Origin of the sequence: Agrilactobacillus yilanensis, from assembly GCF_003946725.1 — a bacterium.
Taxonomy (GTDB): domain Bacteria; phylum Bacillota; class Bacilli; order Lactobacillales; family Lactobacillaceae; genus Agrilactobacillus; species Agrilactobacillus yilanensis.
Genome location: NZ_RHOY01000002.1, coordinates 38,277 through 50,439, shown reverse-complemented (window position 1 = coordinate 50,439; position 12,163 = coordinate 38,277). Strand labels below are relative to the sequence as shown.

Sequence of the window (12,163 nt, the reverse complement as noted above, 5' to 3'; positions counted from 1 at the left end):
CAGCATTTTTTAAATGTTGTAATTTCTTGATATTTAGGCTGACTTATAGCTTTGTGGAAGCAAACATTAATCATGTAAGGGTATTGGCTCAATTGATAGCTGAGTTCATACTAAAGATTAACGTATATCTATTTAAATTTTTGGAAGCGTATACATACCACTAATGAAAATTTAAACGCGCTTAACGGCGCAAACTTCCCAATCCCCTCCTTAGTTGCCAGATCCATCTGGGGGATTGATGGCTAGTCAACTTACGTATCCTAGAAGAATCGAATGGAGGATTTACTAGATGAGTAAGGATAACAAAGTAGTAGCAGATAAAGATCTGGTCTATCAACTGGAAGGCAGACCCAAATTTTCAATCGCCTTTCCTTTAGGCATGCAACACGTCTTGGCAATGTTTGCCGGGAACTTGGCACCAATGTTAATTATTGCCGCTGTCGCTAAAGCAACACCGGCGCAAACCGTTGTTATGGTTCAAGCCGGGATGTTAATTTCCGGTTTAACAACATTCCTGCAATTATATCCTATCAAAATTGGGAAGTTCCAGCTTGGTTCTGGCCTACCAATTGTCATGGGGACCAGTTTTGCATTCGTTCCAACGGCTTCCGCAGCAGCTGCTGTCGGTGGCGTTCCAGCCGTTTTGGGGGGCGCATTAGTCGGTAGTGTGGTTGAAGGTTTGATCGGTATTTTCTACAAATACTTAAAACGTTTCTTCACTCCATTAGTTATCGGTTGTACTTTAATCGCTATTGGGATTAACTTATTGGCCGTTGGTCGTGATTATTTCGCCGGTGGTACTGGTGCTTCAGACTATGGTTCTTGGCAAAACTTGACGATTGCCTTTGCAACTTTCATCTGTGTTGCTGTTTTACAACGTTTTGGTAAAGGCGTTATTAAAACTGCCGCATTATTATTTGGTTTAGTATTTGGTTATGTATTGGCTTTGTTCTTCGGCAAAGTTAGTTTTGCATCAGTTGGATCAGCTTCTTGGGTTAACGTTCCGTTACCTTTCCATTTCATTCCAACTTTTGATACAAAAACCATTATTAGCTTTATCGCAATTTACATCACAATCGCAATGGAAACGATCGGGAACACTTCTGGTATCACGATTGCAACCTTCAACCGTACTGCCAATGAAAAAGAAACATCTGGTTCTGTTTTAGCCGATTCTATCGGTTGTGCCGTTGCTTCTATCTTTGGTTCTATGCCACAAACTGCCTTTGGTCAAAACGTTGGTATCGTTTCAATGACTAAAGTTATTAACAAATGGTGTATCTCTATGGGTGCTGCCGTTCTTGTTATTTGTGGTTTCTTACCTAAACTTGGTGCTGTCTTTGCTTCTATCCCATCTGCCGTTTTAGGTGGGGCTTTAATCTCAGTATTTGCTATGATCTTGATCAACGGGGTTAAAATGTTAGCACAAGCTGGCTTTAGTGAACGTAACGTCTTAGTTATCGGGATCACAATTGCCTTAGGTATTGGTTTAGGCGGTAACGCCGAAGCTATTTCCGGCTTACCTACTTGGTTAAAATTTGTCTTTGAAGATAGTATCGCTGCAACTACTTTCATCGGTATCCTTGCAAACTTACTTTTCCCTGAAGATAAAAAAGAAGCCGCTACAGAAACTGCTGAAGCTTAAGACCAGTATTTCTGTTTGAAAGATTAATATAGAAAGACCAGTTACTTGAAATTATCTTGTAACTGGCCTTTTTTTGTTTAAATTTTTGTTTCAGCCACCAAGTCTTCATGGGCCTTAATGTGATCTAAATACGTTTTATCTTCCGTAATTAACAGTAAAAACAAAGCTTCTATTGCCGTCATTGCAGCCACCCTAGAAAAGAAATATTCTGACTGCAGCACCTGCTGACGAACGGCAATGGTAAACTGCAAATCCGCCTGCAAGCTGATCGGTGCATCCCCCCGATTGGTAATTGCAATCACCAAAATCCCCCGTTGTTGTGCAATTTTGATCTGCTGTAATAAGCTTTTTGTTTCCCCAGAGTTAGAAATTACAAGTAAGACGGCTTGCTTTGGCAAATTCATTGTTTGTGCAATGGCCGTTTCCCAAGACTCGGCCGCAATTGCAAAAATACCTAGCTGGTTGAACTTATAAACCGCATCTGCGGCCACTGGATACGTATCTCCGGCAGCCGCAATTTGAACCACCTGCGCCTTTTTTAAAGCTTGTAAAATTTGTTTAATGGTCGCTGTTGGCACTTTGGTTAACGTATTTTCTAATTCGGCCACTTTATTAGCAGTAATATTTTGTAAAGACTGTTGCAAATCATCAGGCTTTAAATTCTGGTAATAACTATATTTGTCAGCCGCTACCGTTGCCAATTGAATTTTTAACTGATGAAAACCGGACAAATTCAAATTTTTACAAAATCTAGAAACCGAAGCATCGCTGACACCAGCTGCCCTAGATAATTCTGAAATCGTAAAATTCACAATTTTAGCCGGGTCTTTTAAGATTACCGCTGCAATTTTTTGATCTGATCCTGTCATTGAATGCGCTTTACTGTATAATAAATCAACAATATTTTGCTCGTCGTTCATAAGCCACCTCAAAATTCTCGCCATTTTTAATACTAAGAAAATCATCTACTTGCGATTATAATCGATTCACTTTCTAAATTATAGCTTAATTTTCAGCTTGACGAAAGTTAATTTCTGTTTTATATTTTTAATGAAAATAAATTTCCAAATAAACTCATTTTTTGAAAGGATGATCTGTCGTGTCTTCAGTTTTAACAACCGCATTAAACTTAATTAAGCCAGGTATGACCGTTAGTCTCGGTGGCGGCAGCCATGTACAAGCCTTAGCTGAATTAATCCAGGCAACACCTAATTTACCAGTACAACTCTGTACCCCTTCTGAATTAACCCGCGATTACTGTCAAAGTATTGGCCTACCAATCGTTGCCAATTGGACAACAATTGATTTAGCTTTTGATGGTTGTGATTCAGCTGATCAAAATTTGAATTTATTAAAAAGCAACGGTGGTATCCATACACTGGAAAAAATTTATGCTCAAGCTTCTGACGAATATATCATTATGACGCAAAGTGACAAAGTGACAAAAACATTGAATTCAAAATTTCCACTAACTTTAGAAGTCATTGACGAAGCTGTGCCCCAGGTTATCACGGCTGCCCAGCAGCTGAATTTAACCGTTCAACGACGTTTAGCCACAAATTTTATGGGCTATACCCGCAGTGCCCATGGTAATCAGCTGCTTGATTGTTTTAGTCAAGACTGGCATGAAATTCACAATTTAGACCAACAATTACGGCAACTTAACGGTGTTGTTGGAACTTCTTATTTTGAAAATTTAGCAACAAAACTCTTAATTGAAACGCCTGAAAAAACGATTAAAATTTTAAAAAGGGGTGCTTAAAATGACAAAATTAAACTGGGGTATGATTGGTACTGGTTGGATTGCCCACGAAATGGCAGATGCTTTAAATACCGTTAACGGTGAAATATACGGTGTAACTGGGGTTAACCAAGAAAAGTTACAACGCTTTGCGGCCGAAAAACAGATTCAACATACTTTTGCAAACGCTGAGGCTTTGATTGCTGATCCTAAAATTGATATCGTCTATATTGCAACGCCCCATACAACCCACTATGAATTCATTAAACAAGCTTTAAACGCCGGCAAACATGTTCTTGCTGAAAAAGCGATTACAGTTAACGAACGCCAATTTGATGAAGTGCAGAAATTAGCCCAAGATAAGGGTTTATTGCTTATGGAAGGCTTTACAATTTATCACATGCCTATTTATCCAATGGTTAAAGAACTCATCACCAGCGGTCAATTAGGCACAATTAATTTAGTTCAAGTCAATTTTGGAAGCTTAAAAGCTGATGACATGACAAACCGTTTCTTCAATAAAGACTTAGCTGGTGGTGCACTTTTAGATATCGGCGGTTATGCCACCGCCTTTGCTCGTTATTTTTTGAACACTCAACCAAACGTTTTACTAACTACTGCCAAGTTTACGGAAACTGGCGTTGATGAACAATCTGGTATTATTTTAAAAAATGATCAAGAGCAAATGGCCGTTATGGCACTCTCCTTTAGAGCCAAACAGCCAAAAAGAGGTGTGATTGCGGGCACTAAAGGCTACGTGGAAATTTCTAATTACCCAAGGGCCGATCAAGCGACAGTCACTTATACAAGCGATGCGCATGGTGAGACCACACAACAATTAACCGCTGGTAAATCCAGCGAGGCATTGGTTTATGAAGTACAGCACATGCAAGATTATGTTCTTGCTGGTCACGACAACGGTGAATTACAACTTTCCCATGATGTTAGTCATTTACTAGGCAGTATTCGTAATGCTTGGGGCCTAAAATTTCCCTTTGAATAAGCAATCACAAAAAAAGACAGGATAATTTGCCGATTATCCTGTCTTTTTTGCCTAAATTAGGGCTTATAAACGTTGATATATAGGGTTATGTCAGATTTGAATAGAAATCTTATTCAAAGTTGAAATCTATTTTTAAAATAATCTGATATTATACTAACTGTAAGAAACAAACCCAATGCCAGTTGGGTCGGATCCTAAAAGTTAGCGAAGATTCAAATCACTTTGCCGAGTGATTTAGATCCCATTTGCAACAACGATTCGAATTGAATATTCATCAATACACGTTTGTAACGTAATTTTCTCAGTATTACCTGCATACAGATTATCAAAAACATTTTGACCTGTGTCGAGGTCAATCCACTGATTACCAGAATTGGATGCCGGAAGTCGATAGATGGCAGCTATTTGGTAATTTTTTGTGTTGTTATTCGAATCTGTAGCTGTAATAATATTCCCCACATTAACCTTCATCAAGGGTGTAAACGCGCCGACATTATGACCAATAAAGTAACTGTTCTTGTTATCTGTGGTCGAGAATTCCGGTGCCGCCTGATCGTTAATGTGGTTATTTGCGTTGGCATTAATATTCCAAACACCAGCAGTTTGCTTGTTCAACCAGCCTTGTAAGTCTGTATCTCGATAATTCGATCCGTCGTTAACATTAGGTGTGTCTGCGACGTTATCTTGATACCTTACAGTGTAGCCCGCAATTTTTAACGTGTCCGTTGCCGGGCCGTTATATGCTGTCGAGGTACTGGCTGCTTGATTTGCAGTACTAGCTTGGCTTACAGCAGCTACCTGTTGATCTGTCGTTCTTGCTTGAACACTAGCCGGTTGATTTTCAGCCGATTTATTGATGACGTTAACAGCGGCGGTCGATGTTTGCGTTTGTCCCTCTCGCGCCTGGGTTGTCATTACCGTCGGTGTCTTTGCCTCTGCGGTAGCATCCTGCACTACTGCTGCGGTAGTACCGCTAGACATCTCCAGCTGCGTGTCCGTAATCGCGACTTCCTGGTAACCAGGTTGCTGCTCCGAAGTGGTATCTTCCCATTGGTTATACCCTAATTTCAACCAATTCTGTCCGTTACTAAACATCGTACTCTGTGTTTCCGTTGTCGATGAAGTAAATAAATCCATCGAATTAAACGCCACACGGTTGTTTAGTAACGAAGTTCGTTGCCCACTTGGTAAAGTTGCGGCCGAAACAACTTTTGTTGAGTCGTTTCGGCTTACCTTGACAGATGTATCTTGATTTAAAATCACTGCCGATGATAATGATAGTGCAGTGGCTGAAGCCACTACCAATCCAATCACCTTTGCAAGGTCAGATTTCATAATGCGCCCCCATTAATATGTAAGCTACGACTACATATCTATTCAATTTTTAGTGAAACAAGATTTATTGCCACATCACCACCCTTTCTAAAAGGTATCCCTAACAAAGCATAGTCCGATTTTAAATCGCACCATACTTTGAAACTGACTAAATAAGTTTAACCTGATTATAGCAGATAAAAAGCCATTTGATTAGTCTTTTTTACAAAAAAATAACAAAATTTATTTGATCATTAATTTTGTTATTTTTTATTATATTATTTATATTAACTGCCTTTTTGCCGTTAGATCACTACGAATGTCGCTTTTTGAGATATTTAATCACTAAACTAATCAGAGTAACTACAATTCCACTGACCAGAAATAAATAACCAATCGGGATCAAAAAAAATGGCTCGTGCAAAATTCCATTGCTATCAAGGCTTGAGCCAATGATCGTCTTAGCTAAAAAGCAGCCAAGTCCAATGACTATCAACAAAATACTTATCATATTAAAACGTGCTCGCCGAACATTACTACTATCTTTAACCAATTTTTTTGTCATCGCTGCATCTCCTAAAATAAGTTGATCCAAAGATAGACCAAAGGTTTGTGCAATTTGAACAACCATCTCTAAGTCCGGTAAATTACGATTATTCTCCCAACTAGAAATCGTTTGCCGCGACACATTTAGCTGTATCGCCATCTGTGCTTGGGTAAGTTCATGGGTTATCCGAATTTTTTTAACTTGCGCCCCAAAGTCCATATCGTTGAATCTCCTTATGTTTTCTATTGCAATTTCACTATATAAAAAGTGGTTTCAAAAGGCTAGCTTGCAATTCGAGCATCCCGCTAAATACACGCTAGCCCCACAAGCAACGTTATAACGGCGTTACAGATAAAATGAAAATTAGACCAATTACGTATTGCACGATTGAATTTACTAAAATTGATTATTTCAGTTAATGAATGCGTTAATATAAACAATCATTTTATTAATGTTAATTCACTATTAATTGCAATAAAATAAAACTCCGAAATCGTCTTACTGATCCCAGAGCTTTATCTAAATTTATTTAGTTCTTATTATTCATCAATACCAACAGGTTTAGTCGTAAATTTATTTTTCAAATAGACAATGAGCATTGGCAATAATGAAATGGCAATAATACCCATAGCTACTAGCGAGAAATTCTCTTTCACAAACGAGATATTACCGAAGAAATGACCACCACCGACGCATAACGTCACCCAAGCTAACCCGCCCAAGAAATTATACATTAGGAAATGGCGATAATTCATATGACTGCCGCCGGAAACAAAAGGCGCAAAGGTTCGAACGATTGGCACAAACCGAGCCAAAGCAATGGTTTTCCCACCATGGCGATCGAAGAAATTCTCGGCGACTTTTAATTTATCTCGATTAATCAGTCGACCGAACCGGCTACTCTCCAAAGCATGATCGCTTAAGTGCTTCCCAATTTCATAATTGACAGTATCCCCAATAACCGCAGCTAGCAAAAAACCAAAGAATAAGACGCCGTTGTTCAAATGATACATCGGATTAGCGGCTAACGCTGCTGCTGCAAATAACAAAGAATCCCCAGGTAGAAACGGAAAGATGACTAAACCAGTTTCGATAAAGACCATCAAGAATAAGATGACATATGACCAATTCCCAAACGTATTTACAAGTGTCACTAAATGTTGGTCAATGTGCAAAATAAAGTCGATTAATTGTGTCAATACAGGACCTACTTTCTATTCATCATTGTTCTGTTGCTTACCAGATTATATTATCTCCAAACGTATTCGTCAATTCAATTCTATCCGCTGCTGTTTCATTATGTTGTAAAGTCTCCGGATTATCTGAATCGTCATCGTCTGTTTTTTGATCAAAAAGCTGATTATCACCATCTTGCGTCTTCACAATATAACCGATAGCCCTATCCGCATTTTTGATTTCATTATCACCGCTTTGATTGGTAATTGTCGTCACACCGGTTGTTCTTGTATTTGTCGCTTCAAAATCACCATTTTTTAGCTTAAATGTACCTGCGGTTAATGTATCAAATTTTAACGAAATATCGCCGCTGTCTGCCGTCATAATTGGATTGTTCAGCTGACTATTTTCAACTTGAATATCCCCGTTAGTTGTATAAATTGAAATGCTGTCAGTTAACTTAGAATCAAAAATCCGAATATTACTATTTCGCGTATCTACAATTAGCTTATTCACAGTCACCTGTGCTAAGTGTAAACCACCATTATTTCTACTTTGAATCGCCGTTAATTTAGCCGTCTTAGGTACCGTGATCTCGATTTCTGGTTCATCATTAGTATGGAAACTAATCACCGGCCAAGTCGTTCGTGCGGGCTGTTTTACACTCAATGTACCATTAGTTACTTTAGTTGTTGCCAAAGTGGCATCTACACCGCTGACCTTAACTTGATAACGCGTACCAGATTTGATTTTGACTAAATAATCACTTGTATCTAATTGAATATTTTTAAACGCAGGTAACGTTTTTGTCTTAGTGTTATTCTGCTGGTCAATGACTTTAGGTTTACCTGAAACTAGCGCCACATCTTGAAACCCCTTTTTAGAAAAACCAACTAAACTGAAGAAAATACCGACTAATAACACAAAAGCGCCTACTTTAGCTAAACGTTTCATGATTAGGCCACCCCCTGTCGACGATTTCGACGGTCATTAAACTTAGTGTAGATATATCTAAAGAAGTTGCCCATCGCTTGAAATAAAACCTTAGCCATCAAACGAATGAACGGGATTAAGATAAACACAATCCCTACACCGACTAAGCCCAGCCCCATATAACTTAAACCGACAAAGAAGTGGGTCAAGATTAAACCTAGACCAATATAGAAGCAAAAAGCACTCAAGACAATACCGCCGATGATAAGTGCTGCTAGAGTTGCTAAAATCGAACCAATAATAATAACAGCTGTTATGACAAATGCAAATAATACCAATAAAATGACGATACTTATAGGGATTGTCACCGGTGTCGATAAAATCGCTAAAATAATTACCCAAATCATTGAGATATTTGATTTTGGCGTTACCTGTCTACCAGATTCTGAATTAATTTCATTTTGTTTAATAGAATGATCTGCTAAAATTTTACGAGCTAACTGCCGTGGTGTTCCTAACTTTGCAATAACTTCAGCATCCGTCGTTAACTTGGCATCCTCGATGTATTCTAAGTAAAAGTCTAAAACATCGGCTTGCTCATCTTCATCTAAAGGTGCCAATTGTCGCTGAAGTTCATCTAAATAGGCTTCAATTGTCATCATTTACCTCCATAGTCGTAGGTAGTGCTGGCTGCTCAAAAAAGTAATTTAAGCGCTGTTTATAACCAGCCCATTCCCGTGTAATTATTTCAAGTTGTTGCAGTCCTGCCGGTGTAATTTGATAATAGCGACGATTACGGCCCTGAAAGGGTTTATCGTAAGTGATTAACCAGTGTTGTGCCTTTAGACGTCGCAACACCGGATACAGCGTTGACGGTGACAAAGTCAAAGATTCTTGAATTCGCTGCGTTAATGCATAACCGTACATATCTTCTTGACGTAAAATCGCTAATACAACCCCATCCAATAGCTCCGTACTAATTTGAATACTCATGGGATACTCCTTTCACATCATTTATCAAACTATATTATACGTCATATAATATGAAGGTCAATACTATATCCCATAAATTTAAAAAATCAGACCTAAGACCCAGAGCGTGAGCTAGAGCGGGAAAGCCTCGAGCACTAACCTAGTCTTACGATATAAGCCCGAACTTGGCTTGTAAGTAAGGCGTAGTTAGGTGAGAGCTTTGCTCTAGTGAACGCGTTTAAGACCCAGAGCGAGAACTAGAGCGGGAAAGCCTCGAGCACTAACCTAGCCTTACGATATAAGCCCGAACTTGGCTTGTGAGTAAGGCGTAGTTAGGTGAGAAGTCAGTGCCCCTGAACGCGTTTTAGAATCCCAACCTAAATCAAACTGCCGTGAGCGGTTTTCGCTCACAAGTCAAACATATCAATGACCATAAAAAAAGACCAAGTCAAAAGTTCCCTTTCAACTCAGTCTCCGATCAAATTAATAATCTATTCCATAACTGGTTCCTTCAAACTGGCATACATCTCTTTGACCTTAGCCGCAGAGCTTTCCCAATTATGTTGTTCTTGATCATTTAAAGCAACATGATAGTCTTCCCGGACACCAGTTGCTGTAACAACAGCTGGATGACCCACATAACAATTAGCCGCTTCACTATAATTAGACACTGGCAAAATCTGCCGCGTATCTTTTAAAATAGCCTCTGCACAAATATTAGCCTGATTGGCAATACCATAAGATGTATAGCCTTTACCGCCAATCGTATCCCAAGCACTTTGTTTGGCCCCATCTGCGAAAGCTTGCAACTGCGCTGGCGTCAAAACCTCGGTTAACGCTTGATCTGTCAAACGCACACTAGACCAAGCCACAAATTGTGAGTTACCATGTTCGCCTAACACATAGCCATGAACCGTATTGGGATCCACATTAAACTGCTGTCCCACAGCCACTTGCATTCGAGCAGTATCTAGCGTTGTGCCCGTGCCGATCACCCGATGCTTCGGAAAACCAGTTAATTCTTGGAAATACTGCGTAATGACATCACATGGATTTGTAATATTCAACAACACACCTTTAAAGTCCGCTGCCTTCAATTTAGGTGCCCATTCTTCCACGGTCGTTCGTGTATATTTCAGTTCATCAAAACGATCATTGCTATGTTGCAAAATAGAAATGTCGCCTGCTGAAAAAATAACTAAATCACAATCGGCCAACTGACTTAAATCGGAGGCAATCACTTTAACTTGACCCTTACGGCCAACTTGGCCATCAGTCAAATCATTTTTTTCTGCGGCAACCAAAGCTTCATTCTTATCAAACAATACTAAAGTGTCACATAACTGACGGGTAATCAACGTGTAGGCAACCGTGCTTCCCACATGGCCAATCCCGATAACTGCAACTTTTTTCATAGTTTAACGCTCCAAATCCATAATAGTTTAACTGCCAATCGATTTTTGCGGTTCCAAGATTTCGTTTTTTGTACCCGGTCGCTTTTCCTTTGGCGAAAACTTAGTCAATAAGAAAATAACGGAAACAACAAACAGTACCATACAATACCAGCTATACGGCACAATTGACGCCGCTGAAATACCAACAATCGAAGACGCTAATAATAACTGCGCCCCATATGGGATAATCCCTTGGCCAACACAAGAGAAAATATCTAAAATACTGGCCGTATAAGAAGGTGAAATGTCATAAGTCTTTGCTAAGTCTTTGGCAATTGGACCAGCAATCATGATCGAAACTGTATTATTAGTCGTAATTAAATCCAATAGTAAGATCAAGAAAGCAATGGAAAATTTCCCACCTACCGGACCATTCGCCCGCTTAGTGATTTTAGCCAACAGCCATTGGATGCCACCCATATGATGCATTAACTGAGCCAGGCCCCCAACGACAATTGAAATAAAGGAAACATCTGCCATCGACAACATCCCTTTATGAATCGAGTTCATCGCCTGGATCAACGTGAAATCGCCATAAATCAAGCCAATGACCACCGCAGAAACGATGCCCAAAATCAAGACAATCAGCACATTAATATTCATAAAGGAAGCCACAATAACAATAACATACGGCAATATTTTAACCCAATTAATTGCCCCCAAGCTCAAAATATCCACATTACCGACTTGTACAAACGTCAGCAAAAACGTTGTTAATACAAAAGCCGGCACAACGATAATCGCATTTGTTTTGAATTTTTCAAAAATCGTAACATCCTGTGTTTTCGCTGAGATAATCGCTGAAGCTGAGATCAAAGATAAATCATCCCCGAACATAGCGCCACCAACAACGACCCCTGCTAACAGCGGCAAACTAATATCTGCCATCTGCCCAATATTTGCCGCAATCGGCATCAACGCTGCTACCGTCCCCATTGACGTCCCCATGGCAAAACTGATAACACAGCCTAAAACAAAAATACCTGGGATTAAAAAACTACTGGGCAAAAAAGTCAAACCAATATTCGTCACCGCATCCACTGCATGCATAGACTTAGTAACATAGTAAAAAGCACCAGCTAGCATGAAGATCACGATCATCAAAATCATCGTTTCTTGGCCGGCCCCCTTACAAAAGACCACCAATTTGTCCGAAAATTTATCATCTTTATTATCGCCTTTTAAAGCAAACGCAATCATACATGCAATAATCATCGCTACTAATAAAGGTAACGAGTCAAAATTTTTAGTAATTAACCCCGAGCTAATATAAATAACCAAGAAGAAAATGAGCGGTAATAACCCTATGAAATTGCCTTCATCCGTATTCGCCTGCTTTTTCATAAACTTGCCTACTTTCTTAGATCATCGCAACTCA

Annotated in this window: 12 protein-coding genes; 3 read left to right on the top strand and 9 right to left on the bottom strand. The window is 39.3% G+C overall.

Going from position 1 to position 12,163, the window contains the following annotated elements; genetic code table 11:
- Nucleotides 1-289: 289 nt before the first annotated feature.
- Nucleotides 290-1,645, top strand: a complete 1,356-nt coding sequence (locus EKM93_RS01705; RefSeq protein WP_125712436.1) for a uracil-xanthine permease family protein — start codon at nucleotides 290-292, stop codon at nucleotides 1,643-1,645.
- A 77-nt stretch (nucleotides 1,646-1,722) separates the two neighbouring features.
- Here the strand turns inward: EKM93_RS01705 and EKM93_RS01700 are convergent, their stop codons facing one another.
- Nucleotides 1,723-2,565 carry a MurR/RpiR family transcriptional regulator gene (locus tag EKM93_RS01700; RefSeq protein ID WP_125712434.1) on the bottom strand — a complete coding sequence of 281 codons (843 nt, stop codon included), beginning with the start codon at nucleotides 2,563-2,565 and terminating at the stop codon, nucleotides 1,723-1,725.
- Nucleotides 2,566-2,744: 179 nt separating this feature from the next.
- On the opposite strand from EKM93_RS01700, the gene EKM93_RS01695 reads away from it, so the two are divergent.
- Nucleotides 2,745-3,407 carry a ribose-5-phosphate isomerase A gene (locus tag EKM93_RS01695; RefSeq protein WP_225423601.1) on the top strand — a complete coding sequence of 221 codons (663 nt, stop codon included), beginning with the start codon at nucleotides 2,745-2,747 and terminating at the stop codon, nucleotides 3,405-3,407.
- 1 nt (nucleotide 3,408) lies between these two features.
- Nucleotides 3,409-4,389, top strand: coding sequence for a Gfo/Idh/MocA family protein (locus EKM93_RS01690; protein WP_125712432.1), 981 nt, complete (start codon nucleotides 3,409-3,411; stop codon nucleotides 4,387-4,389).
- A 234-nt stretch (nucleotides 4,390-4,623) separates the two neighbouring features.
- On the opposite strand, the gene EKM93_RS01685 is transcribed toward EKM93_RS01690, so the two are convergent.
- From EKM93_RS01685 to EKM93_RS01650, 8 genes are all read right to left on the bottom strand, one after another.
- Complete coding sequence (locus EKM93_RS01685) at nucleotides 4,624-5,724, bottom strand: sortase domain-containing protein (RefSeq protein ID WP_125712430.1); 1,101 nt, start codon at nucleotides 5,722-5,724, stop codon at nucleotides 4,624-4,626.
- 292 nt (nucleotides 5,725-6,016) lie between these two features.
- Entirely contained in the window at nucleotides 6,017-6,469 is a 453-nt protein-coding gene (locus EKM93_RS01680) for a DUF3955 domain-containing protein (RefSeq protein ID WP_125712428.1), read from the bottom strand.
- 320 nt (nucleotides 6,470-6,789) lie between these two features.
- Complete coding sequence (locus EKM93_RS01675; protein ID WP_191988473.1) at nucleotides 6,790-7,449, bottom strand: VTT domain-containing protein; 660 nt, start codon at nucleotides 7,447-7,449, stop codon at nucleotides 6,790-6,792.
- Nucleotides 7,450-7,486: 37 nt separating this feature from the next.
- The gene (locus EKM93_RS01670) at nucleotides 7,487-8,380 is read right to left on the bottom strand and encodes a DUF4097 family beta strand repeat-containing protein (RefSeq protein ID WP_125712426.1); all 894 of its coding nucleotides are present in this window, start codon (nucleotides 8,378-8,380) and stop codon (nucleotides 7,487-7,489) included.
- Nucleotides 8,381-8,382: 2 nt separating this feature from the next.
- Nucleotides 8,383-9,018, bottom strand: a complete 636-nt coding sequence (locus tag EKM93_RS01665; protein WP_164506960.1) for a DUF1700 domain-containing protein — start codon at nucleotides 9,016-9,018, stop codon at nucleotides 8,383-8,385.
- Entirely contained in the window at nucleotides 9,008-9,352 is a 345-nt protein-coding gene (locus EKM93_RS01660) for a PadR family transcriptional regulator (RefSeq protein ID WP_125712422.1), read from the bottom strand. The genes EKM93_RS01665 and EKM93_RS01660 overlap by 11 nt, the downstream gene beginning before the upstream one ends.
- 470 nt (nucleotides 9,353-9,822) lie before the next feature.
- Nucleotides 9,823-10,746 (bottom strand): L-lactate dehydrogenase, encoded by a 924-nt coding sequence (locus EKM93_RS01655; protein WP_125712420.1) that lies wholly within the window; start codon nucleotides 10,744-10,746, stop codon nucleotides 9,823-9,825.
- Nucleotides 10,747-10,773: 27 nt separating this feature from the next.
- On the bottom strand, nucleotides 10,774-12,129 hold the full coding sequence (locus EKM93_RS01650) for a Na+/H+ antiporter NhaC family protein (protein WP_125712418.1): 1,356 nt from the start codon (nucleotides 12,127-12,129) through the stop codon (nucleotides 10,774-10,776).
- Nucleotides 12,130-12,163 lie beyond the last annotated feature (34 nt).